The sequence below is a fragment of the Streptomyces sp. NPDC096311 genome (genome assembly GCF_044763085.1).
Taxonomy (GTDB): domain Bacteria; phylum Actinomycetota; class Actinomycetes; order Streptomycetales; family Streptomycetaceae; genus Streptomyces.
Genome location: NZ_JBIWFN010000021.1, coordinates 114231 through 138038, shown reverse-complemented (window position 1 = coordinate 138038; position 23808 = coordinate 114231). Strand labels below are relative to the sequence as shown.

Here is a 23808-nt window from a genome sequence, read left to right as displayed (position 1 = left end):
TGTGCGCCACCCCACCGCCGCCCGTGCGGTCCGTGTGCGATTCCTGTCGGGCCTGTCGGGCCTGTCGGGTCACTGGCCCGCGCATCGTCGTCTCACGGGCCCGTTGTCCCACTGGCGCCTTGTCTCACCGGCCCTCTGTCTCACTGGCCCTTTGTCTCACTGGCTCGCGAACTTCTTGCTCACCGAGTCGTACACACCCTTGGCGACCGCACCCAGGTGGGGACCCGCCAGCCAGCCCGCGCTGACCGGGCCGATCGAGGTGTTGGACACCAGGGCGGGCTTGCCGTCCGACCCGGTCGCCACCCAGCCGCCGCCGGACGAACCACCGGTCATGGTGCATCCGATGCGGTACATCGTCGGGTCCGCCTTGGCGATCGACAGACGGCCGGGCCTGTCGGTGCACTGGTACAGCTTCTGCCCGTCGAACGGCGCCGCCGCCGGGTAACCGGTCGCCGTGATGCTCGCGACCTTGGGAACGGCCGGAGCGTTGAAGTTCACCGGGAGCGCCGAACCTACTGTCTCCTCGAGGGACTTGCCGTTGCTGCCCTTCTCCGGCGTCACATGCAGGACCGCGTAGTCGTACGACGCGCCCTGGCCGCCGGTGGAGCCGCCCTGGGCGATCCACTGGTCCGAGGTCTGCGCCCAGTCGCTCCACCAGACACCGTACGGAGCGACCTCCGTCCGCGCGGCGTTCTGCAGCTGGGCGGACGTCCTGCCGGCGTTGTTGTACGAGGGCACGAAGGCGATGTTGCGGTACCAGCCGCCCTTCTTGCCGGCGTGCACACAGTGGCCCGCGGTCCACACGAGGTTCGACTTGCCCGGGTGCGCGGGGTCCTCGACCACGGTCGCCGAGCAGACCATCGTGCCCTCGGGAGAGTCGAAGAACACCTTGCCCGCCTCGGGCACGCTGTCGTGGTAGGCGGCGCTCACGGCCTTCGCCGCCACGGGCGCCGGAGTGGCGTCGGTGACGCCCTGGTCACCGGAGAGGTCGTTCTCGTCGACGCCCTTGTTCTTGTCCGGGTCGTCGGCGCCGCGCATCCGGTCCGGGTCCCACAGCCCCTTGATGATGGGGTTGACGAAGTCGTTGGCCTCGCGCAGCCAGTCGTCCTTGTTCCAGTTCTTCCAGGCGCCGTTCTTCCACTTGTCGATGTCGATGCCGTGCTCTTTGAGCTTGTTCTTGATGTCGTCCGGGATCTTGATCTTGTCGTCGCCGCTCTGGGACGCCGACGCGCCGGCCTGGCCGCTCGCGTTGCTGTCGCCCGAGTCGCAGCCGGTGGCGGTCAGCGCCAGTACCGCCGTCAGGCCGACGGCGGCCAGTACGGGGGAGGTTCCGCGGCGCGCGCTCCTCCCTCGACGAGCGGCGAAGGGCGGGCGTATGGATCGCATGGTGTAACTCCCCCTGGACGTAAGAGAACCTGTCAGGATCCGCCGATCCGGAGTCCCTCGGTACGGGACACAGGTGCATCGTTCGGTGTCGCTGAACGGCACCACACACTATGCGCTCGCTGTGGGGGACATCCCACGGAACGGCAACGGTTCCGTCACGGCAAGGATCTTCGACTCACCCGCTTCCCCGAGCCGGTCGCGTCGTTGGTATGTACGGGGGACCTGCCGCCTGCGCTCAGAGCCCCCTGCCAACTCGCCTCTGGACAGCGGGAGGACCTGAAGTCGTGGCCGTGACCGAGTCTGCGGTGGTACCGGTGGGGCGCGAGCCCGAGGAGTCGCGGGAGAGGGTGCCCGGAGTGTCCGAGGGGGCGCGCGCGGCGCATGAGGGGATTCTGCGGCGTCAGTCGGCGCGCGAGTCGGCGGCCCGCACCTACGCGCGCGCCCTGCCGATCGTCCCCGTGCGGGCGCGGGGGCTGACCATCGAGGGCGCGGACGGGCGCCGTTACCTCGACTGTCTCTCCGGCGCCGGCACCCTGGCCCTGGGACACAACCACCCGGTGGTCCTGGAAGCGATCAGAAAAGTCCTCGACTCCGGGGCGCCACTGCACGTCCTCGACCTGGCCACACCCGTCAAGGACGCCTTCACCACCGAGCTGTTCCGCACGCTGCCCCCGGAGTTCGCCGCCCGCGCGCGGGTGCAGTTCTGCGGACCCGCCGGGACGGACGCCGTCGAGGCCGCGTTCAAACTGGTGCGCGCGGCGACCGGACGCACCGGAATGCTCGCGTTCACCGGTGCCTATCACGGGATGACCGCGGGGGCGCTCGAAGCATCCGGGGGCGCGACCGAGGTCCGGGTCGCGCGCCTGCCCTACCCCCAGGACTACCGCTGCCCGTTCGGCATCGGCGGTGAGCGGGGTGCCGAACTCGCCGCGCGCTGGACCGAGTCCCTGCTCGACGACACCAAGTCCGGCGTGCCACGTCCCGCCGGGATGATCCTCGAACCCGTCCAGGGCGAGGGCGGGGTGATTCCCGCGCCCGACGACTGGATGCGCCGGATGCGCGAGATCACCGCGGCGCGCTCCATTCCCCTGATCGCGGACGAGGTCCAGACCGGCGTCGGGCGCACCGGAGCCTTCTGGGCCGTGGAACACAGCGGGATCACCCCGGACGTGATGGTCCTGTCCAAGGCCATCGGAGGGAGTCTGCCGCTGGCCGTCGTCGTCTACCGCGACGACCTCGACGTCTGGCAACCGGGCGCCCACGCGGGCACGTTCCGCGGCAACCAGCTGGCCATGGCCGCGGGCACGGCGACCCTCGCGTACGTCCGCGAGAACGGACTGGCCGAGCGCGCGGCGACCCTGGGCTCCCGCATGCTCACTCAACTCCGTGGACTCGCCCACGAGTTCCCCTGCATCGGTGACGTACGGGGCCGCGGGCTGATGATCGGCGTCGAGCTGGTGGATCCCGAGACAGCCCCGGACACCACCACCGACGGCCCCCGGCCCGCCGCCCCCGAACTTGCCGCCGCCGTGCAGCGCGAGTGCCTGCGCCGCGGTCTGATCGTGGAACTGGGCGGGCGCCGCGCCAGTGTGGTGCGACTCCTCCCGCCCTTGACGATCAGCGACGAACAGGCGACCGCGGTGCTCGACCGACTGGCGGACGCGGTGGCGACGGCGGCGCGCGCGGGACTGGGCGGGTCGGCCGGACACGGTCGGGGTTCCGCATCAGGTGAGCACGCCGGATAGGACCTGCAACCGCCGCGGGCGGCCCGTACGGCGGTCCCCTCGACGGGCCCCCACGCCGGGTCGGGACGCAGACCTCACTCGGACCACCTCACTCGGACCACCTCACTCGGACCACCCCACTCGGACCACCCCACTCGGATCCCTCACTCGAACCCCTTTCGCCCCGGACCCCCGTCCGCCCACCCGGACCGACCAGGAACGCCCCACGCTCCACGCCCCGAGCACGCCAGTACCGCCCCGGTTCGTCGCCGCACGAGCCTGAACGACCCCGAGGAACTCTCTTGAACGCCACCCCCGCACCCGACGGCCGTCCCGACACCCCCGAGCGAGCGGCCTGTGGCACGCAGACCCCGCCGGCCCTGGGAGCCGACGCGGTCCCCCGGCAGACGGGAGGGGCCCGGGAGACCGAGCGGCTGCGCGGCGCCACCGCCGACCTGCTGGAGCACCCCGCCGCCCACACCGCGGCCCAGGCGGCGGCGGTCGAGAACCTGTTGCGCTGCTGGGTGCGGGAGAACAACCTGCCCGCCCCCACCGACGGCACCCTCCGCATCCCCCTCCCGGCCAGCGGCACCTCTCTCCTGACGCCGGTCCACCACTGGTCCCCGACCGGCTGGCACCGCTTCGGCCTCCCGCACCTCGCCGACGCTCCCGAGGGAGCACCGCCCGCCGACGCCGTCACCGTGGCGGCCCTGCTCGCGCGCCAGGCGGCGACGGGCGACGCGACGACGAGCGCGGCCGAGGTGACGTCGAAGCCCGTATCCGAACCCGGTCTCGCCGGGGACGGTGCCGACCTGGTCGGCCGGGTCGCCGACTCGGTGCGGCGGACCGTCGTGTTCATCAACGACCGCAGGGAACGGCCCGCCGACACCCCCGACTTCTTCCTCGCCGCCGAACAAGCACTGGTGCTGGGGCACCCGTGGCACCCCACCCCGAAGAGCCGGGAAGGGCTCTCCGAGGCCGAAGCGCGGCTGTACTCACCCGAGTTGCGCGGCTCCTTCCCGCTGCACTGGATGGCGGTCGCCCCCGCGGTCCTGGCGGCCGACTCGGCGTGGACGGAGCGCGGCCGGCCCGTCCCCGCGCAGCAGCTCACCGCGCGGCTGGCCGGAGCCGGGCTGTCCCTGCCCGACGGGTACGCCGCCCTGCCGCTGCACCCCTGGCAGCTGGCCGACGTCCGGCACCGGCCCGAGACCGCGGCCCTGCTTGACGCCGGACTGCTCCGGGACCTCGGCCCGCACGGCTCCGCCTGGCACCCGACCTCCTCCGTCCGCACCCTCTACCGCTGCGGCGCCCCCGCGATGCTCAAGCTGTCGCTGGGCCTGCGCATCACCAACTCCCGCCGTGAGAACCTCCGCAAGGAGCTCCACCGCGGCGTGGAGGTCCACCGTCTGCTGCGCGGCGGCCTGTCCAAGCAGTGGCAGTCCGCCCACCCCGGCTTCGACATCGTCCGCGACCCGGCCTGGCTCGCCGTCAACGCCCCGGACGGCACCCCGCTGGCCGGGCTCGACGTGATGATCCGCCACAACCCGTTCGGGCCGACCGACGACGCCGGCTGTGTCGCGGGGCTCGTCTCTCCCCGGCCCCACGCGCGACCCGGCGCACGCAGCGGATCCGAGGACCGGCCCGTGATGCGATCCCGGCTCGCCGAGATCGTCACCCGCCTCGCCGGACGCACCAGCAGGCCCCGTGGCGCCGTCGCCGCCGAGTGGTTCCTGCGCTACCTGGAGCACGTCGTACGCCCCGTGCTCTGGCTCGACAGCGAGGCGGGGATCGCGCTGGAAGCACACCAGCAGAACACCCTGCTCCTGCTGGACCCCGACGGCTGGCCCACGGGCGGCCGCTACCGCGACAACCAGGGCTACTACTTCCGCGCGTCCCGGCGCGCCGAGCTGGACGCCCGGCTGCCCGGCATCGGCGAACACAGCGACACCTTCGTCTCCGACGAGGTCACCGACGAACGCTTCGCCTACTACCTGGCGATCAACAACGTGCTCGGCCTCATCGGCGCGTTCGGCTCCCAGCACCTCGCCGACGAACAACTGCTGCTCGCCGCCTTCCGCCGCTTCCTCACCGACGTGGCCTGCGGCCCGGCCCGACTGCGTACACCCCTGCCCGCCCACCTCCTCGACTCGCCCGTCCTGCGCTGCAAGGCCAACCTGCTGACCCGGCTGCACGGCCTCGACGAACTCGTCGGCCCGGTCGACACCCAGTCCGTCTACGTCACCCTCGCCAACCCGCTCCATTCCTGACGAAGCCGCCCTCGCCGGCCCGCTGTCAGCCCTGACGAAGCCGCCCTCGCCGACCCCCTGCCAGTCCTGACGAAGTCATCCTCGCCAACTCCCTGCCAATCCTGAGGAACATGTCCCACCCCGTCTCCTGAGAGGAGCGTCGCCGTGCCTCCCACCGATGCGAGCACCGACGCCGGTACCGCGCCCGTCACCGACCTCGGCGCCGACCCGGGCCCCGGACCGGGCACGGACAACGAGGACACCCTCGACCTGCGCCTGCCCGACGAGCTTCTCGCGCTCCTCGGCTCCGAGGTCGAGTCGGCCGGGGGAGACGACCTGCTCGACCGCATCGGTGGCTGGGGCCCGATCGCCACTCCCGTGGGCGCCTTCCACCTGGTCCCCGTCCGTGTGGAGCGTGATCTCCCGCTCGTCTCCCGCTGGATGAACGACCCCGCCGTCGCGGAGTTCTGGGAGCTGGCAGGACCAGAGTCGGTCGCAGAAGAACATCTGTGCCGCCAGCTCGACGGCGACGGCCGCAGTGTGCCCTGCCTCGGCGTGCTGGACGGCACCCCGATGAGCTACTGGGAGATCTACCGCGCGGACCTCGACCTCCTGGCCCGCCACTATCCCGCCCGCCCGCACGACACCGGCCTGCACCTCCTCATCGGCGGTGTCGCCAACCGCGGACGAGGCCTCGGCTCCGCCCTGCTCCGCGCCGTCGCCGACCTCGTACTGGACAAGCGCCCGGCCTGCGCCCGCGTCGTCGCGGAACCCGACCTCCGTAACACCCCCTCCGTCTCCGCCTTCCTGAGCGCGGGCTTCCGGTTCTCCGCCGAGGTCGACCTGCCCGGCAAACGGGCAGCCCTCATGGTCCGGGACCGGAGCCTGCGCGATCTGTTGTAGCGCCCTGCCCCCACCGCACCGCTCGTTCCGATCCGGTTCCCTGTCAAGGAGTCCCCGTGCCGCATCCATCCGCCACCCCGGCATCCGGAGAGCTGCCCGCCTTGTACGACCCGCCCGAGCTGCGCAAAGACCGATGGGACCAGGTCGGCCGCCGACTGCTCGCGAAAATGATCGGTGAGTTCGCCCACGAGGAGATCGTCAGACCGGAACCGGAGTCCGATCTGGATCCGGGGTCGAAGCCAGGTTCGAGGTCGGAGCCGGGTTCGGGTACGGAGCCGGGGCCGGAGGCTCGGCGGGGCGCGGAGGGGAAAGTGGCCCCCCTCCGTGGTGAACACCATCCGGCGACCGGCCTCGATTCCTCCGCCGGAGCGGCCTCCTCGCGACCCTCACCACGCCCCGCCTCCACCCACCACGACACCCCGCACGAGAACAGCGGGCACGAGAACACCGGGCACACCGACACGCTCCGCCCCTATGCGCTGCGCCTCGACGCCGGCGGCAGCCTCTCGTTCCGTGCCCGCCGGGCCTCGTACGACAGCTGGCGCGTCGACCCCGCCTCGCTCACCCTCACCGAGGAGGGGGCGGAGCCGTGCCCCTTCGCCGACCCGCTCGGCTTCCTCACCCGGGCTCGCGGCACGCTGGAGATCGACGGCGCGACGCTCGGCCACGTGGTCCGTGAACTGAGCACGACGCTCGCCGCGGACGCCCGCCTCCACCGCGACGCCCGTACGGCGTCCGAACTGGCCGACCTCGGCTACGCCGAACTGGAGGGCCACCAGACCGGCCACCCCTGGATCGTGCTGAACAAGGGCCGCCTCGGCTTCTCCGCGACGGACGCCGCCGACTGGGCGCCGGAGGCCCGCAGAGCGACGCCGATCCCCTGGATCGCGGTGCACACGACGCTCGCCACCTACCGAGGCGTCACGAGCCTTCACTCCGCCGAACAGCTCTACGCGCGCGAACTCGCCCCCGCCACGCGGGAGTCCTTCGAGGGGGTACTACGCGCGCGCGGGCTCACTCCGGAGTCGTACCTCTATCTGCCCGTGCACCCCTGGCAGTGGGACGACGTCGTGCTGCCACTGTTCGCGCCCTCCGTAGCCGCGGGAACGATCGTGCCACTGCCCTCCGACGGCGACCTGCGGCTCCCGCAGCAGTCGATCCGTACGTTCCTCAATGTCTCGCGCCCGGACCGGCACACGGTGAAACTGCCGCTGTCCGTGCTCAACACCCTGGTCTGGCGCGGCCTGCCGACGGAACGCACGCTCGCGGCGCCCGCCGTCACCGCCTGGATGCATGCCCTGAGAGACGCCGACCCCTTTTTGCGGGACACCTGCGGGGTGATCCTGCTCGGCGAGGTCGCCTCGGTGACGGTGAACCACCCCGTGTACGACGCCCTCCCCGAAGTTCCCTATCAGTACAAGGAGTTGCTCGGCGCCATCTGGCGCGAGCCGGTCTCCCGCCATCTGGCGCCCGGTGAACGCGCGCGCACCCTGGCCGCGCTCCTGCACACCGACCCGGACGGCCGCGCCTTCACCGCGGAGCTCGTCGCACGCTCGGGCCTCGCCCCCAACGTCTGGCTGCGCCGCCTCTTCGCCGCGCTCCTGCCGCCGCTGCTGCACTTCCTCTATCGGTACGGCACGGTGTTCAGCCCCCACGGAGAGAACGCGATCGTCGTCTTCGACGACCACGACGTCCCCGTCCGCCTCGCGGTGAAGGACTTCGTGGACGACGTCAACGTGAGCGCGGACCCCCTGCCCGAGCACGCGACCATGCCGGACGACGTACGGAACGTGCTGCTGACCGAGCCGCCGGCATTCCTGACCCAGTTCATCCACTCCGGGCTCTTCGTGGGGGTCTTCCGCTATCTCGCACCGCTCTGCGAGGAACAACTCGGCGTTCCGGAGGCCGAGTTCTGGGCGCTCGTCCGGGCGGAGATCGTCCGCCACCAGACGCGCTTTCCCGAGCTCAAGGAGCGCTACGAGATGTTCGATCTGCTCACTCCGCGTATCGAGCGCCTGTGCCTCAACCGCAACCGACTGCACCTGGACGGCTACCGCGACCGTCCCGAACGCCCGCACGCCGCGGTGCACGGCACGGTCCCGAACCCCCTCCACCGGCCTTGATCGCCCGATTGTCAGTGGCGCCCCGTAGGCTGGCAACGCTATGACAGAGCCCTCACTCCCCGAACTCCTGCATGCTGCCGTCACTGCTGTCGGCGGCACGGAGCGCCCTGGCCAGGTGACCATGGCCGAAGCCGTCGCGGGTGCCATCGACGACAGCTCCCACCTGCTGATCCAGGCGGGCACCGGCACCGGAAAGTCGCTCGGCTACCTCGTGCCCGCGCTCGCCCACGGGGAGCGGGTGGTCGTGGCGACCGCCACCCTGGCGCTCCAGCGGCAGCTCGTGGAGCGCGATCTTCCGCGGACCGTCGACGCGCTGCACCCGCTGCTGCGCCGCCGCCCGGACTTCGCGATGCTCAAGGGCCGGTCGAACTACCTGTGTCTGCACCGGCTGCACGAGGGCGTGCCGCAGGACGAGGAGGACGGCCTCTTCGACCAGTTCGAGGCGGCCGCGCCCACCAGCAAGCTGGGCCAGGACCTGCTGCGGCTGCGGGACTGGTCGGACGAGACCGAGACCGGCGACCGCGACGACCTCACGCCCGGCGTCTCCGACCGCGCGTGGGCTCAGGTGTCCGTTTCATCCCGTGAGTGCCTGGGCGCCACCAAATGCGCCTACGGAGCGGAGTGCTTCGCCGAGATGGCCCGCGAGCGAGCCAAGCTCGCCGAGGTCGTCGTCACCAATCACGCGCTGCTCGCGATCGACGCCATCGAGGGCGCGCCGGTCCTCCCGCAGCACGAGGTGCTGATCGTCGACGAGGCCCATGAGCTGGTCTCCCGGGTCACCGGTGTCGCGACCGGTGAGCTCACGCCCGGCCAGGTCAACCGCGCGGTGCGTCGCGCCGCGAAGCTCGTCAACGAGAAGGCGGCCGATCAGCTCCAGACTGCCGCCGAGGGCTTCGAGCGGCTGATGGAGCTCGCGCTTCCGGGCCGCCTGGAGGAGATCCCGGAGGATCTCGGATACGCGCTGATGGCACTGCGCGACGCCGCTCGTACGGTGATCTCGGCGATCGGCTCCACCCGCGACAAGTCCGTCCAGGACGAGGACTCCGTCCGCAAGCAGGCTCTCGCCTCGGTGGAGTCGGTGCACGACGTGGCGGAGCGGATCAGCAACGGCTCCGAATGGGACGTCGTCTGGTACGAGCGTCATGACCGTTTCGGAGCCTCGCTCCGCGTCGCTCCCATGTCCGTCTCCGGCCTCCTCAGGGAGAAGCTCTTCGCGGACCGTTCCGTCGTCCTGACGTCCGCCACCCTGAAGCTCGGCGGCGACTTCAACGGAGTGGGGGCGTCGCTGGGACTCGCCCCGGAGGGCACCGAGGGCGATGACCTCCCGCAGTGGAAGGGCGTCGACGTCGGCTCGCCCTTCGACTACCCCAAGCAGGGCATTCTGTACGTGGCCAAGCACCTGTCCCGCCCCGCGCGTGACGGCGACCGTGGGGACATGCTGGACGAGCTCACCGAGCTGATCCAGGCCGCGGGGGGTCGCACGCTGGGGTTGTTCTCCTCGATGCGGGCCGCCCAGCTCGCGGCGGAGGAGCTGCGCTCGCGCATCCCCGAGTACCCCATCCTGCTGCAGGGAGAGGAGACGCTCGGCGAGCTGATCAAGAACTTCGCGGCCGACCCCAAGACCTGCCTCTTCGGCACGCTCTCGCTCTGGCAGGGCGTCGACGTCCCCGGGGCCAGCTGCCAGCTCGTCGTCATGGACAAGATCCCCTTTCCGCGCCCCGACGACCCGCTGATGAGCGCCCGCCAGAAGGCCGTCGAGGAGAACGGCGGCAACGGCTTCATGGCCGTCGCCGCGACTCACGCGGCGCTGCTGATGGCCCAGGGCGCCGGCCGCCTCGTACGGGCCACGGGTGACCGGGGTGTGGTGGCCGTACTGGACCAGCGCCTCGCGACGGCGCGCTACGGCAGTTACCTCAAGGCGTCCCTCCCTGACTTCTGGTACACCACGGACGGTAACCAGGTACGCAGGTCGCTCACCGCGATCGACGCGGCGGCCCGGAAGGCGGAGGATACGGTGGGGGCGGGGGAGACGGAGGAGGCATAGGCCTTCCCGGCCGCAGGCCGACGAACCCCGCGCACTTGGTCCGAGGCGGGCCTGCCCGGGTGCCCCTTCGGGCGGAGTTGCTCCGCCTCGGATGCCCCGCCGGCCAGACAACACCACCCACACGGCCACACCCGCACCCCGCGAACCACCGGCCCTGTGGGCACCCCCAGGTCCAGCTCGTGCCCTCAGTCTCGGGATCGTCATCCCGGGCCCACCCCTGACCCTCCCGACACCCGCGCACGCGGAACGATTCCCGCGCATGCCGCGCGACGCATCGAGCATGCCCGTGTGCGACGGCATCGCGCATGCCGTGCGACCATCGAGCATGCCGTGCGACTCCCGCGCATGGCGTGCGATCCCCGCACATGCCGCTGGGCCCCGCATATCGCTAGGCGCCCGAGCATGTCGTCCGGCGCCTCTGCATGTCGTTGGGCGCCCGTGCACGTCGTCCGGCGCCAGCGCCTGTCGCTGGGCGCCTGCGCATATCGCCCGGCAACGCGCACGCCGTCCGGCGCTCGGCATGTCGCCCGATGCCCGACGTCCGCACGTGTCGCCCGGGGCCTGCGCATATCGCCCGGCAACGCGCACGCCGTCCGGCGCTCGGCGTGTCGCCCGATGTCCGACGTCCGCACGTGTCGCCCGGGGCCCGCACATATCGCTCCGCGCCTACGCATTTCCCTCGGAGCCTGCGGATGATCCTCCCGCCCCGCGAGCAAAGGCCCCTGGGGGGCTTGTCGGGGCGGGCCACCTCTGGACGTCGCACACACCCCCAACTTCCCCGCCTGACCCCCGGAGGGCAACGCACAGGGCCCCGGAACCGGCGCAGGTGGTCCCGGGGCCCGGTCAAGGGCGGGGCGGGGTGTCCCGCCCGGCAGGTGCCGTCACACGCGCCGCAGCACCGCCACCACCTTGCCCAGGATGGTCGCCTCGTCGCCGGGAATCGGCTGGTACGCGGCGTTGTGCGGGAGGAGCCACACATGGCCGTCCTCACGCTTGAACCGCTTCACCGTGGCCTCGCCGTCCAGCATCGCGGCCACGATGTCACCGTTCTCCGCGACAGGCTGGCGCCGGACCGTCACCCAGTCCCCGTCGCAGATGGCGGCCTCGATCATCGAGTCACCGACGACCTTCAGGACGAACAGCTCGCCGTCACCGACCAGCTGCCGGGGGAGGGGGAAGACGTCCTCCACCGACTCCTCGGCCAGGATCGGGCCACCGGCGGCGATACGGCCGACGAGCGGCACATACGACGCGGCCGGCTTGCCCGCCGTGTCCGTGGGCTGAGCCGAGGACTGGTCGGAGCCCCGGACCTCGTACGCTCGCGGCCGGTGCGGATCGCGGCGCAGGAAGCCCTTGCGCTCCAGTGCCATCAGCTGGTGGGCGACCGACGAGGTGCTGGAAAGGCCGACCGCCTGTCCGATCTCCCGCATCGACGGCGGGTAGCCGCGCCGCTGCACGGAGTCCCGGATGACCTCGATCACCCGGCGCTGCCTGTCTGTGAGTCCCGAGCTGTCGGCGCGGATGCCTGGAGGTCGCCCTGGCAGGGAGCGCTTGGGCCCCTCATGATTCGTGGCTTCGTTCATCGCATGCACCGGCTCGAGTCGGCCCTGGGAGCGGTCCTGGGCAGTGATGGTGGCACTGTCTGCGGTGGTGGTCACGTCGGCCCCTCTCGATGGTCTCCCTGCTGGACAACGGTAGTTGCTTTCGAAAGGTTGCGCCAAACACACGTTCGAGTGAAAAATCGCGTATTGCCTGTCGTGGTCATGTGTCTGGGTGTATAGCCAACGATGTATCCGGCGGACAAAAGGGCTCATTGCTGTACTCTTCACCGCCGGGGCGATGACCGTGCCGACAGATGTGGGCCGCGGCCCAGTCTGCCATCCGGCACCCCGTAAGTCGGGTACCGGCCCCCTTCCGCGCGCTGACCACGGTATCTCCGTGTGTCCGGGATCGGTATGGCCGCGCGGCACATGCCATTACGTGCGCGACACGCGTGTCCTGGGTGAATTTACGGTTCGATCCCCACATCTAGTGGTTGGATTGCTGTAGCAGCCCAGAAGTTGTGGTCCCCCGGGTCTTCGAGCCTCCCGTCATCGCCTATGCTTGGGGCTGCTTCGAGGGGCCCGAGAGGTCCCGCGAGGTCTATGAGTCGTGCTGTGAAGGAGGGTTGGAGCCATGCACTGCCCCTTCTGCAGGCACCCCGACAGTCGTGTCGTCGACAGCCGTACGACCGATGACGGCACGTCGATCCGCAGGCGCCGCCAGTGCCCCGACTGCTCCCGTCGTTTCACGACGGTGGAGACGTGCTCGCTGATGGTGGTCAAGCGGTCCGGCGTCACCGAACCCTTCAGTCGTACCAAGGTCATCAATGGCGTGCGCAAGGCGTGCCAGGGGCGGCCGGTCACCGAGGACGCGCTCGCCCAGCTCGGCCAGCGGGTCGAGGAGGCGGTGCGGGCCACCGGGAGCGCCGAGCTGACCACCCACGACGTGGGTCTGGCCATACTCGGCCCGTTGCAGGAACTCGACCTCGTCGCCTATCTGCGCTTCGCGTCCGTGTACCGGGCGTTCGACTCGCTCGAGGACTTCGAGGCCGCCATCGTGGAACTCAGGGAAGAGACGAAGCAGCGCCCCGCCGCGGACGAGGAAGACGCGGGCGAGGCGGATGCGGGCGTGGCAGCCGCGGACGCGGAGCGCCCGGAAAGCGACCGCGGGTCCGGAGGGGCCGTCCAGGTCCCCGTACCCGCCAACGCCGCCGACTGACGGAAGGGCCGACTCGGATCGGCCCCCAGCGGTGGCGACCAAAGACCTGTTGCGGGCGGCCGCGTAGCGGCGCCCGCAGCACCAGACACACACCATGCCATGGGAAGAACGTGGCACTTCAGGGCGTTTTAGCCCGATACAGGGAGGCGGCATGACAGAGACGGCGAGCGGTCCGGCACGAGGTTCCCGCGCCAAGGGCACCAAGGCCAGCAAGGGACTGCGCATCGAGCGCATCCACACCACCCCCGGCGTGCACCCGTACGACGAGGTGGAATGGGAGCGCCGTGACGTCGTCATGACCAACTGGCGCGACGGCTCGATCAATTTCGAGCAGCGTGGCGTCGAGTTCCCCGGCTTCTGGTCGGTGAACGCGGTCAACATCGTCACCAGCAAGTACTTCCGTGGTGCCGTGGGCACCCCGCAGCGCGAGGTGAGCCTCAGGCAGCTCATCGACCGCATCGTGAAGACGTACCGGAAGGCCGGCGAGGACTACAAGTACTTCGCCTCGCCCGCCGACGCCGAGATCTTCGAGCACGAGCTGGCGTACGCCCTCCTGCACCAGATCTTCAGCTTCAACAGCCCGGTCTGGTTCAACGTCGGAACGCCTCAGCCCCAGCAGGTCTCGGCCTGCTTCATCCTGTCCGTCGACGACTCCATGGAGTCGATCCTCGACTGGTACAAGGAAGAGGGCATGATCTTCAAGGGCGGCTCCGGCGCCGGCCTGAACCTCTCCCGTATCCGCTCCTCCAAGGAGCTCCTCTCCTCGGGCGGCAACGCCTCGGGTCCCGTCTCCTTCATGCGCGGTGCCGACGCCTCCGCAGGAACGATCAAGTCGGGTGGCGCCACGCGCCGCGCGGCCAAGATGGTCATCCTCGACGTCGACCACCCCGACATCGAGGACTTCATCGAGACCAAGGTCAAGGAGGAGGAGAAGATCCGCGCCCTGCGTGACGCGGGCTTCGACATGGACCTGGGCGGCGACGACATCACGTCCGTCCAGTACCAGAACGCCAACAACTCGGTCCGTGTGAACGACACGTTCATGAAGGCGGTCGAGGAGGGCGGCAAGTTCGGTCTCACCTCCCGTATGACCGGCGAGGTCATCGAGGAGGTCGACGCCAAGACGCTCTTCCGCAAGATGGCCGAGGCCGCCTGGGCCTGCGCCGACCCGGGCATCCAGTACGACGACACGATCAACCACTGGCACACGTGCCCGGAGTCCGGTCGTATCAACGGCTCGAACCCGTGCAGCGAGTACATGCACCTGGACAACACGTCCTGCAACCTCGCCTCGCTGAACCTGATGAAGTTCCTCAAGGACGACGGCAAGGGCCATCAGTCCTTCGAGGTCGAGCGCTTCGCCAAGGTCGTCGAGCTGGTCATCACCGCGATGGACATCTCGATCTGCTTCGCGGACTTCCCGACTCAGAAGATCGGCGAGAACACCCGCGCCTTCCGTCAGCTGGGCATCGGCTACGCCAACCTGGGCGCCCTCCTGATGGCGACCGGTCACGCGTACGACTCCGACGGCGGTCGCGCCCTCGCCGGTGCCATCACCTCGCTGATGACCGGCACCTCCTACCGGCGTTCCGCCGAGCTCGCCGCGGTCGTCGGCCCGTACGACGGCTACGCCCGCAACGCGCAGCCGCACCAGCGCGTCATGAAGCAGCATTCCGACGCCAACGCCGTGGCCGTTCGTATGGACGACCTGGACACGCCGATCTGGGCCGCCGCCACGGAGGCCTGGCAGGACGTGCTGCACCTCGGTGAGAAGAACGGATTCCGCAACGCGCAGGCCTCGGTCATCGCCCCGACCGGCACCATCGGTCTCGCGATGTCCTGCGACACCACCGGCCTCGAGCCCGACCTCGCGCTGGTCAAGTTCAAGAAGCTGGTCGGCGGCGGCTCGATGCAGATCGTCAACGGCACCGTCCCGCAGGCCCTGCGCCGCCTGGGCTACCAGGAGGAGCAGATCGAGGCGATCGTCGCCCACATCGCCGAGAACGGCAATGTCGTCGACGCCCCGAGCCTCAAGCACGAGCACTACGAGGTCTTCGACTGCGCCATGGGCGAGCGCTCCATCTCCGCGATGGGCCACGTCCGCATGATGGCCGCGATCCAGCCCTGGATCTCCGGCGCGCTCTCCAAGACGGTCAACCTGCCGGAGACGGCGACCGTCGAGGACGTCGAAGAGGTCTACTTCGAGGCGTGGAAGATGGGCGTCAAGGCGCTCGCGATCTACCGCGACAACTGCAAGGTCGGCCAGCCCCTCTCCGCCAAGACCAAGGAGAAGGAGAAGGCCGAGGTCACGGCGCAGGCCGAGGACACCATCCGCACCGCGGTCGAGAAGGTCGTCGAGTACCGCCCGGTCCGCAAGCGCCTCCCCAAGGGGCGTCCCGGCATCACCACCTCCTTCACGGTGGGTGGCGCCGAGGGCTACATGACCGCCAACTCCTACCCGGACGACGGTCTCGGCGAGGTCTTCCTGAAGATGTCGAAGCAGGGCTCCACCCTCGCGGGCATGATGGACGCCTTCTCGATCGCGGTCTCCGTGGGTCTGCAGTACGGCGTGCCCCTCGAGACGTACGTCTCGAAGTTCACGAACATGCGCTTCGAGCCGGCCGGCATGACGGACGACCCGGACGTGCGGATGGCGCAGTCGATCGTCGACTACATCTTCCGTCGCCTGGCGCTGGACTTCCTGCCCTTCGAGACGCGCTCCGCGCTCGGCATCCACTCCGCCGACGAGCGTCAGCGTCACCTGGAGACGGGCTCCTACGAGCCGTCCGACGATGTCGACATGGACGTCGAGGGCCTGGCCCAGTCCGCGCCCCGCGCGCAGGAGCTGAAGGCCGTGGCCACCCCGAAGGCCGAGGTCGAGGCGGCGAAGCCCGCCCCGAAGCAGGCCCACACCAGTGCCGAACTGGTGGAGATGCAGCTGGGCATCCAGGCGGACGCCCCCCTGTGCTTCTCCTGCGGTACGAAGATGCAGCGGGCCGGTTCCTGCTACATCTGCGAGGGCTGCGGCTCGACCAGCGGTTGCAGCTGACCCGAAGCCCTGAAGGGCGGCACGACCACCGGTCGTGCCGCCCTTCGGCGTTTTCTCGCTGCTACGGAGAAGGCTGTTTCAGGTGTCTCCTACGGAGAGGGCTGATTCAGGCGTCGTGGCGCGTGCCCATGATGCGCGGGAACTCGGCCGGGTCGGTGTCGTAGCCGTGGATCCCCGGATGGAAGGTCCACTCTCCCGAGGCGTCGCGTACGAACTCGCCGACGGTCGCGGCCGTGGCCCCCAGGACGCCGCCGAAGTTGTCCTCCGCCAGCACGGTGTAGCCCTCCCGCATACGCAGGCCCGGATTGAGGACGCCCACGAACGACTTGTGGCCGGAACGCTGCTGGATGAGTACGCCCACCACCACACGCGTGTAGCCGCTGTTGAGGCGGTCGAGTTCCAGCGTCATGACCTCGTCCCAGCCGAAGCCCTTGCCGTCCTTGCTGTCCCGGTTGAGGTAGATGGTGCCGTCCGGGGAGCGGCTGTCGAAGTGCACCACATAGGCGGGAATTCCGTATGGATCGGCGGCCACGTACGTCGCCGCGATGATGTCGAGGTCGGTCGCGGGCTCGCCGACGGGACTCGGGTCCCACTTCACCGCGAGCTCGACCTTGCGGATGCCCTTGTTGAGACCGGTCATTGGATCTCCCCCTCCCCGTTCCCCATCTTCTTCGGCCCTCAACTGCTCTGTTGTCAAGGCCGGTTGTCCATCGTGCCACGCGCGCGGGGGCGCTCGCGCGGGTGCACTCCGCCGGAGCGTGACCGACGCCACGCTCCGTGGCCTTACGATGGCGCGGTGCTGGTCAAGTGGATTCGCTGCACCGTGGTGGACCGCCGCGGTTTCGAGCGGGGGCAGCGAAAGTGGGCGGGGCTGCTGGGTGAGCCGGGATTCCGAGGGCAGGGCGGGGGCTGGAGCCGAGGGCGGCCCGGGGTGGCGCACATCTTCGCCTTCTGGGAGAGCCGTGCCTTCTACGACTCCTTCATGGCCCGTTCGCACGACCGGCTCGCGGCTGCCCAGTCGGGGACCTTCAAGGACTCGCAGGCCAAACTCTTCGATCACCGGTTCGATGTGAAGACCGGCTTCGAGCCGCGCTTCACGGACGCCGACCTGCTGCGGGTGGCCCACTGCCGCATCCACGAGGAACGGGCCGAACACTTCGCGCTGATGCAGGAGAAGGTCTGGAACCCCGCGATGGCGGGCTCGCCCGGCATGGTGCGGGGCCTGTTCGGTGAGGCGCCGGGCCATGAGTTCCTGATCCTGTCCATGTGGCAGTCGGCCGCCGAACATGGTAAATACCGGGCCGAGCGGGTGGAACGGCTCGCGCTGCGCGCCCAGACGGAGGCCGATGTCGCGGCCCTGACCGGCGACATAGTGGCGCTGGAGCCCTCCTGGACGGTCTGACCGGAGTGCCGTCCGCGAGTGTGATCTGCGCGGAGAACGTGTGACCTATGCCGTATGGAGCCCGTACGAGTGCTCGATCGGCCGTCAGCCGTTTTAGGGTCTTGGCATGGTTCGACCACGGCGTATCGTCCTTGTCCGGCACGGTGAGTCAGCGGGCAACGCCGATGACACCGTTTATGAACGCGAGCCAGACCACGCTCTGGCGCTCACCGAGAAGGGGTGGCAGCAGGCGGAGGAGACGGGGAAACGGTTGCGGGAGGTCTTCGGGCGAGAGCGCGTAAGCGTTTACGTGTCGCCGTACCGTCGTACGCACGAGACGCTCCGCGCCTTCCACCTCGACCCCGAGCTCATACGGGTGCGCGAGGAGCCGCGGCTGCGCGAGCAGGACTGGGGCAACTGGCAGGACCGCGACGACGTACGCCTCCAGAAGGCCTATCGGGACGCGTACGGGCATTTCTTCTACCGCTTCGCGCAGGGCGAGTCCGGCGCCGACGTCTACGACCGGGTCGGCGGCTTCCTGGAGAGCCTCTACCGGAGCTTCGAGGCCCCCGACCACCCGTCGAACGTGCTCCTGGTGACCCATGGTCTTGCCATGCGGCTGTTCTGCATGCGCTGGTTCCACTGGACGGTCGCGGAGTTCGAATCGCTGTCGAATCCGGGGAACGCCGAGATGCGGATGCTCGTCCTCGGTGACGACGGTAGGTACACGCTTGACCGCCCGTTCGAGCGCTGGTGTGTACCTGAGTCGTACGGGGACCCCGGGATAGAGTGGCAGGGCGATGACCTCTGATTCCTCTCCTGGCGGACGCCTGGACCGCGCCCTGGCCAGCCTGCGCGGACTCGCGGTGGGGGACGCGCTGGGCTCGCGGTTCTTCGTGCCCGTGAACTACCCGCTGCTCAAGCGACGCGAGCTGCCGTCCGGTCCCTGGCGGTGGACGGACGACACTGAAATGGCCTCCTCCGTAGTGGCCGTTTTGGCCCAGCACCGCCGCATCGACCAGGACGCGCTGGCCGGCTCCTTCGCCGAGCACCACGATGTCGACCGGGGCTACGGCCCCGCGGTCAACCGGCTGCTCGGGCAGATCCGGGAGGGGGGTGACTGGCGGGCGCTGGCGTCCGCCCTCTTCAAGGGACAGGGCTCGTGGGGCAACGGCGCCGCGATGCGGATCGCCCCTCTGGGGGCCTGGTACGCGGACGACCCGGAGCAGGCTGTCCACCAGGCGGAGATCTCGGCGTACACCACCCACCAGCACCGCGAGGCCGTCGTGGGCGCCATGGCCGTCGCCGCGGCCGCCGCCCTGGCCGCCGACCCGGCGAGCCCGCCGAGTGCCGAGGCACTGCTCGACGGCGTCGTCGCGCTCGTCCCGCGCAGCGCCGTGGGAGCCGGTCTGCGGCGCGCTCGCGACATGCTCGACTACGGGGACACCGCGACGGTCGCCGCCGTACTGGGCTGCGGGCGGCGTACGACGGCGCACGACACGGTGCCGTTCGCGCTCTGGTCCGCGGCCCGTGCCCTGGGCGACTACGAAGAGGGCTTCTGGTCGACCGCCCAGGTGGGCGGCGACATGGACACGACCTGCGCCATCGTCGGCGGTGTGATCGCCGCGGGCAAGGCGGGGGCGCCGCCGGGGGAGTGGGTGGAGCGGACGGAGAGCCTGCCGGGTTGGGTGCGGGCGGGGGCGTAGGCCGCGGGGACGGTTCGGTGACGCCGGGGAGTCCGCTCACCCTGGCGCTGTGGTGCCGCTCGCGGGGCCGTACAAGCTGCCGTGCCGCTGACTGCGAGGCCCGGACCCCCTGCCGTACCTCCGGCAGGGGCTGCCCTCGGTGCCGTAAGTCCTCGAAGGCCGCCCCCGGTGTCGTACAGCTGCTTGCAAGGCCAGGCCCGGGGGTGCCGTTTCGCTGCGGATGGCCGGACCGTGGTCCTCGTCGTCCGTATCCCGGACCGGGGACCGGCCTCCGCAGCCCCCGCCAGGCTTCGGCGGGTCCCCCTCAGCCCGCGGCGGGCCCCGCCGTGCCCGAGAGGGCCTCCAGGTCGCTCTTGCGGACCCGGATCACCAGCGCTGCGGTGGCCAGGGCCAGTACCGCCATCGCGACGGCCGGGACGAAGGCGGTCGAGATGCCGTGGGCGAGCACGTCGTGGCCCCACGGAGCGGGCAGCTGGTGGGTCTTGGCGAACTCCGCCTTCTGCTCGGGCGAGCCGTTCGCCAGGAACTTCGGCAACTGCTTCTCCGCCTCGTCCCGGCTGGCCGAGCCGAAGACCGTGGTCAGGATGGAAAGACCGAGCGAACCGCCCACCTGCTGGGTGACGTTGAGGAGTCCGGACGCGGCGCCCGCCTCGTGCTGGGCGACGCCGGAGACCGCTGTCAGGGTCAGTGTCACGAAGTTCAGGCCCATGCCGAAGGCGAAGAGCAGCATCGGGCCGAGCACCCCGCCGACGTACGTGCTGTCGGGGCTCATGAAGGTCAGCCAGCCGAGCCCGAGCGCGACGAGGGCGGAGCCGACGACCATGAACGGCTTGGGTCCGAGGACCGGCAGGAACCGCTGCGACAGCCCCGCTCCGATGCCGATCGCCGCCGTCACGGGCAGGAACGCCAGACCGGCCTGGATCGGGCTGTAACCCAGCACGTTCTGCACGAACAGGACGATGAAGAAGAACATCCCGAACATCGCCGCGGCCAGACTGAGCATGATCACGTACGTGCCGGAGCGGTTACGGTCGCCGAACATCTTCAGCGGAGTGATCGGTTCCTTCGCCCGGGTCTCGATGAACGCGAAGCCCAGCAACAGGACCAGCGCCGTGGCGAACGACCCGATCGTGAGGCTGTCGCGCCAGCCGTCCTCCGCGGCGCGGATGAATCCGTATACCAGAGAGGCCATACCGGCCGTCGAGGTGAGCGCGCCTGCGACGTCGAAGCGCCCCGGGTGGCGCTCGGACTCGTTGATGTACATCGGGGCGAGCACGGTGATCAGCACACCGATGGGCACGTTGACGAAGAGCACCCAGCGCCAGTCGAGCCACTCGGTGAGCATGCCGCCCGCCAGGAGCCCGATGGCGCCGCCGCCCGCGGAGACGGCGGCGAAGACGGCGAAGGCCCGGTTGCGTTCCGGGCCCTCGGGGAAGGTGGTGGTGATGAGTGCCAGCGCGGTGGGCGACGCTATCGCGCCACCCACGCCCTGGAGGGCCCGCGCGGCCAGCAACTGCCAGGGCTCCTGGGCGAGTCCACCGAGCAGCGAGGCGAGCGTGAACAGCATGATGCCGGTCATGAAGACCCGGCGCCGACCGAGGATGTCACCCGCGCGGCCGCCGAGAAGGAGCAGGCCACCGAAGGTGAGGGTGTACGCGCTGATCACCCAGGTCAGGTCGGTCGTGCTGAAATTGAGCGCGTCTTGAATGTGCGGGAGGGCGATGTTCACAATCGTCGAGTCGAGTACCACCATGAGTTGGCAGGCCGCGATGACGGCGAGTGCGATGCCGGGGTGCCCCTCCCGGCGGGCCGCTCCTGGCTTTGGGTCCTGGATCAACTGAGAGGTTTGAGAGGTTGTCACTATGGTTCCCCCACAAGTGCGTTAGTGAACGCTCGCGTTCACTGTTGCGGCAACGGTAGTGAGTCCCCGACAGTGAACGCAAGCGTTCACTGAAGTCGCTGCCGCGTGTCGTCACTTGACCGCTCGCTCTCCCCGAACTCCCCGCTCCCCCATGCACAACGGAGACACTCAGATGGTTACTTCGCGTTGGACGGCCGCTCCCGCTCAGGCGGCCTCCCTGCGCCGACGCGGTGCCGTGCTCGAACGTGCGATCCTCGACGCCGCGCTCGAGCAGCTCAGTACGGTCGGCTGGAACGGCCTCACGATGGAGGGTGTCGCCGCCCGGGCCCAGACCGGCAAGGCCGCGGTCTACCGTCGCTGGCCGTCCAAGGAGGACCTCGTCGCGGACGCGCTGAAGGCCGGGCTGCCGAGTCTGACGGAGGCCCCCGACCTCGGAAGCGTCCGGGACGACCTGCTGGAACTGTGCCGGCAGGTGCGCGAGGCGATGTACTCGCAGCCCGGATTCGCGCTGCGCTCAGTGCTTCACGAATGTGATGTGGCGCAGGCGGAACGGTTTCAGAGTCTGATCGCCGGAGGGGTCATCGAGCCGACCAAGCATCTGCTGCGAGAGATCGTTCACCGCGGAATCGAGCGGGAAGAGGTGCGACCGGACGCTGCGAACTCCTACGTCTTCGACGCCATTCCAGCGATGATGATGTATCGCTCGAAGGTGTGCGCGAGCGAATGGAGTGAACGGGATCTGGAGGAGATGATCGACCAGCTGATGGTCCCGCTGCTGCGACGGGCGGGGGCTGATCCGCGGCACGCCGGGGCCTGAATCCGTGGACCGTCGGGTCGCTGGTTCGTGGACCGTCGGGTCGTTGGTCCGCGGATGGCCGGGTGGATGGCCGGGCGGATGGTGGGGCCGATGCTGGGGCGGCTGGATCGGGGGTGGCCGGGGGTCTGATGTGTGGATCGTCGGGTGACTGGTTCGTGCTGGTGGCGGGGCCGTGGTCGCTCAGGGAAACCTGGGTGTCGCGAGGGGCTCGGGGCGGCGTAGGCTGAGGGCGACATGCCGTACGAACCACCGACTCACACCGTCGAGCGCTCCCTCCGCGCCACGACCGGAGCGAAGATCATTGCCGGTGTCGACGAGGTGGGCCGAGGTGCGTGGGCCGGCCCGGTCACCGTCTGCGCCGCCGTCACGGGACTACGCCGTCCGCCCGAGGGCCTCACCGACTCCAAACTCCTCACCGTCAAGCGCCGTACCGTGATGGCCGCGGAGTTGGAGAAATGGGTGACGTCGTACGCCCTGGGGCATGCCTCTCCTGAGGAGATCGACGACCTGGGGATGACGGCCGCGCTGCGCCTGGCCGCGGTGCGGGCCCTGGAGGCCTTGCCCGTCCGCCCCGACGCGGTCATCCTCGATGGGAAGCACGACTACCTCGGGTCGCCGTGGCGGGTTCGCACGGTGATCAAGGGTGACCAGTCCTGTGTGGCCGTTGCGGCGGCCTCGGTGATCGCCAAGGTTCAGCGCGACAAAATGATGGCCGAACTGGGTGTCGACCATGCAGACTTCGGTTTTGCGGCCAACGCCGGGTATCCGTCTCCGGTGCACAAGGCCGCACTGGAGGAACGGGGCCCCACTCCGTACCACCGGCTGTCATGGGCGTATCTTGATGCGCTGCCCCAGTGGCGGCACCTCAAGAAGGTCCGCAGCTGGGCGGACGGAAGCGCTCCGGAGATCGAAGGTCAGCTCGGCTTCGATTTCTGACGGTTCCGCTCGCACTCATGTGCCACCCGCCGACGCGAGTCGCACCGGCGTTTGATAAATATCAGCTCATGCCTCTCATTCCCGAGGAGCCTCAGATTCACGAGAGTGCCCAGGGTCCCCGCGCGACTCCGGCCAGTGGCCGCACCGCGCCGACCCCCCGTCCCGTACCCGGTCCCCGTCCCGCGGCTCCGTCGCGTCCCGGACGTCCGGGACCTGTCCGGCCGATGCCGGCCCAACGCACCCCGCGTGAGCCGGTCGTGGCCACGCCGGGGTCAACCGCCCCGGCGGCCGCGCCCGCTGCCGCCACCCCACAGATCCAGCTGATCCCGGCCTCGGTCGAGGGTGCGCTGGACGCCGCCGAAGAAGCGGTCGACCTGCTGTTGGAGTCGGGCCGAGCCCCCGGTGAGGTGCTGGTGATCACCACCGGCGAATCGCATCCGTGGGCCGCGCACGAACTCTCCTTCGGTGAAGCCGCCTACTGGGCGCAGCACGACGCGGGCGACGACGTCTTCTACGCCGACGCCTCCGTCGCGGGCCGGGCCGGGTCCCGTCCCGTGGTCGTGGTCGCCGTCAACGGCGGTCCCGACGCTGCCGCCGCCACCGCCCTGCCCCTGGCCCTCGGCCGGGCCGGCGCCCTGTTGATCGTCTGTGGCGACCCGCAGCAGATCAACTCGGTGCTGGGCGCCGGGGTCTGAACGAATCCCGGACACTGTCCGGGATTCGCTCGGGCGATGCTCTGGGCGATGTCTCGGGCGTGATGGTGGTGCCCCTACGGCACCACCTGTACGGCGGTCGTTTTGGTGTGCCTGCAGTAAGCGCGCCTGTGGTTTATGTGCCTGTGGTTTATGTGTCTGTGGCTTTGTGCCTGTGGT

Annotated in this window: 17 protein-coding genes; 13 read left to right on the top strand and 4 right to left on the bottom strand. The window is 70.0% G+C overall.

Annotated features, from left to right (window positions below):
* Positions 1–156: 156 nt before the first annotated feature.
* On the bottom strand, positions 157–1386 hold the full coding sequence (locus tag ACIRA5_RS40960) for a trypsin-like serine peptidase (protein WP_403699890.1): 1230 nt from the start codon (positions 1384–1386) through the stop codon (positions 157–159).
* Positions 1387–1670: 284 nt separating this feature from the next.
* On the opposite strand from ACIRA5_RS40960, the gene ACIRA5_RS40955 reads away from it, so the two are divergent.
* The 5 genes from ACIRA5_RS40955 to ACIRA5_RS40935 all read left to right on the top strand — a co-directional run bounded on the left by ACIRA5_RS40955 (position 1671) and on the right by ACIRA5_RS40935 (position 10426).
* Complete coding sequence (locus ACIRA5_RS40955; protein WP_403699887.1) at positions 1671–3131, top strand: diaminobutyrate--2-oxoglutarate transaminase family protein; 1461 nt, start codon at positions 1671–1673, stop codon at positions 3129–3131.
* 281 nt (positions 3132–3412) lie between these two features.
* A complete protein-coding gene (locus ACIRA5_RS40950) occupies positions 3413–5377 on the top strand; it encodes an IucA/IucC family protein (RefSeq protein WP_403699884.1) in 1965 nt (654 codons plus the stop codon).
* 144 nt (positions 5378–5521) lie between these two features.
* Positions 5522–6259 carry a GNAT family N-acetyltransferase gene (locus ACIRA5_RS40945; protein WP_351312230.1) on the top strand — a complete coding sequence of 246 codons (738 nt, stop codon included), beginning with the start codon at positions 5522–5524 and terminating at the stop codon, positions 6257–6259.
* Positions 6260–6315: 56 nt separating this feature from the next.
* A complete protein-coding gene (locus tag ACIRA5_RS40940) occupies positions 6316–8382 on the top strand; it encodes an IucA/IucC family protein (RefSeq protein WP_403699880.1) in 2067 nt (688 codons plus the stop codon).
* 40 nt (positions 8383–8422) lie between these two features.
* Positions 8423–10426 (top strand): ATP-dependent DNA helicase, encoded by a 2004-nt coding sequence (locus ACIRA5_RS40935; RefSeq protein ID WP_403699877.1) that lies wholly within the window; start codon positions 8423–8425, stop codon positions 10424–10426.
* An 881-nt stretch (positions 10427–11307) separates the two neighbouring features.
* Here ACIRA5_RS40935 and lexA read toward each other — a convergent pair.
* The gene (gene lexA / locus ACIRA5_RS40930) at positions 11308–12084 is read right to left on the bottom strand and encodes a transcriptional repressor LexA (protein ID WP_054229877.1); all 777 of its coding nucleotides are present in this window, start codon (positions 12082–12084) and stop codon (positions 11308–11310) included.
* A 517-nt stretch (positions 12085–12601) separates the two neighbouring features.
* Here lexA and nrdR point away from each other — a divergent pair.
* Together nrdR and ACIRA5_RS40920 are read left to right on the top strand one after the other, a co-directional pair.
* Positions 12602–13186, top strand: a complete 585-nt coding sequence (gene nrdR / locus ACIRA5_RS40925; protein WP_403699874.1) for a transcriptional regulator NrdR — start codon at positions 12602–12604, stop codon at positions 13184–13186.
* A 151-nt stretch (positions 13187–13337) separates the two neighbouring features.
* Entirely contained in the window at positions 13338–16235 is a 2898-nt protein-coding gene (locus tag ACIRA5_RS40920; RefSeq protein WP_403699871.1) for a vitamin B12-dependent ribonucleotide reductase, read from the top strand.
* 106 nt (positions 16236–16341) lie between these two features.
* Here ACIRA5_RS40920 and ACIRA5_RS40915 read toward each other — a convergent pair whose 3' ends face one another.
* On the bottom strand, positions 16342–16875 hold the full coding sequence (locus ACIRA5_RS40915; protein WP_099920298.1) for a TerD family protein: 534 nt from the start codon (positions 16873–16875) through the stop codon (positions 16342–16344).
* A gap of 156 nt (positions 16876–17031) precedes the next feature.
* On the opposite strand from ACIRA5_RS40915, the gene ACIRA5_RS40910 reads away from it, so the two are divergent.
* The 3 genes from ACIRA5_RS40910 to ACIRA5_RS40900 all read left to right on the top strand — a co-directional run bounded on the left by ACIRA5_RS40910 (position 17032) and on the right by ACIRA5_RS40900 (position 19322).
* Positions 17032–17637: a YdbC family protein gene (locus ACIRA5_RS40910; protein ID WP_099920297.1), complete on the top strand. Its 606-nt coding sequence runs from the start codon at positions 17032–17034 to the stop codon at positions 17635–17637.
* Between the two features lie 106 nt (positions 17638–17743).
* The gene (locus ACIRA5_RS40905) at positions 17744–18427 is read left to right on the top strand and encodes a histidine phosphatase family protein (protein ID WP_099943680.1); all 684 of its coding nucleotides are present in this window, start codon (positions 17744–17746) and stop codon (positions 18425–18427) included.
* Complete coding sequence (locus ACIRA5_RS40900; protein WP_403699866.1) at positions 18417–19322, top strand: ADP-ribosylglycohydrolase family protein; 906 nt, start codon at positions 18417–18419, stop codon at positions 19320–19322. Before ACIRA5_RS40905 ends, ACIRA5_RS40900 begins: the two co-directional genes overlap by 11 nt.
* A 304-nt stretch (positions 19323–19626) precedes the next feature.
* Here the strand turns inward: ACIRA5_RS40900 and ACIRA5_RS40895 are convergent, their stop codons facing one another.
* Entirely contained in the window at positions 19627–21159 is a 1533-nt protein-coding gene (locus ACIRA5_RS40895) for an MFS transporter (RefSeq protein WP_403699862.1), read from the bottom strand.
* Between the two features lie 196 nt (positions 21160–21355).
* On the opposite strand from ACIRA5_RS40895, the gene ACIRA5_RS40890 reads away from it, so the two are divergent.
* From ACIRA5_RS40890 to ACIRA5_RS40880, 3 genes are all read left to right on the top strand, one after another.
* A complete protein-coding gene (locus tag ACIRA5_RS40890; protein ID WP_403699859.1) occupies positions 21356–22000 on the top strand; it encodes a TetR/AcrR family transcriptional regulator in 645 nt (214 codons plus the stop codon).
* A 234-nt stretch (positions 22001–22234) separates the two neighbouring features.
* On the top strand, positions 22235–22936 hold the full coding sequence (locus ACIRA5_RS40885) for a ribonuclease HII (protein ID WP_352051106.1): 702 nt from the start codon (positions 22235–22237) through the stop codon (positions 22934–22936).
* 68 nt (positions 22937–23004) lie between these two features.
* Positions 23005–23631, top strand: coding sequence for a hypothetical protein (locus ACIRA5_RS40880; protein WP_403699856.1), 627 nt, complete (start codon positions 23005–23007; stop codon positions 23629–23631).
* Positions 23632–23808: the final 177 nt, after the last annotated feature.

Excerpts from the sequence above, each read along its gene's own strand:
- ACIRA5_RS40960 (WP_403699890.1), bottom strand. The coding sequence starts at position 1,386 with ATGCGATCCATACGCCCGCCCTTCGCCGCTCGTCGAGGGAGGAGCGCG.
- ACIRA5_RS40935 (WP_403699877.1), top strand. The coding sequence starts at position 8,423 with ATGACAGAGCCCTCACTCCCCGAACTCCTGCATGCTGCCGTCACTGCT.
- nrdR (WP_403699874.1), top strand. The coding sequence starts at position 12,602 with ATGCACTGCCCCTTCTGCAGGCACCCCGACAGTCGTGTCGTCGACAGC.
- ACIRA5_RS40920 (WP_403699871.1), top strand. The coding sequence starts at position 13,338 with ATGACAGAGACGGCGAGCGGTCCGGCACGAGGTTCCCGCGCCAAGGGC.
- ACIRA5_RS40915 (WP_099920298.1), bottom strand. The coding sequence starts at position 16,875 with ATGACCGGTCTCAACAAGGGCATCCGCAAGGTCGAGCTCGCGGTGAAG.
- ACIRA5_RS40905 (WP_099943680.1), top strand. The coding sequence starts at position 17,744 with ATGGTTCGACCACGGCGTATCGTCCTTGTCCGGCACGGTGAGTCAGCG.
- ACIRA5_RS40900 (WP_403699866.1), top strand. The coding sequence starts at position 18,417 with ATGACCTCTGATTCCTCTCCTGGCGGACGCCTGGACCGCGCCCTGGCC.
- ACIRA5_RS40890 (WP_403699859.1), top strand. The coding sequence starts at position 21,356 with ATGGTTACTTCGCGTTGGACGGCCGCTCCCGCTCAGGCGGCCTCCCTG.
- ACIRA5_RS40885 (WP_352051106.1), top strand. The coding sequence starts at position 22,235 with ATGCCGTACGAACCACCGACTCACACCGTCGAGCGCTCCCTCCGCGCC.
- ACIRA5_RS40880 (WP_403699856.1), top strand. The coding sequence starts at position 23,005 with ATGCCTCTCATTCCCGAGGAGCCTCAGATTCACGAGAGTGCCCAGGGT.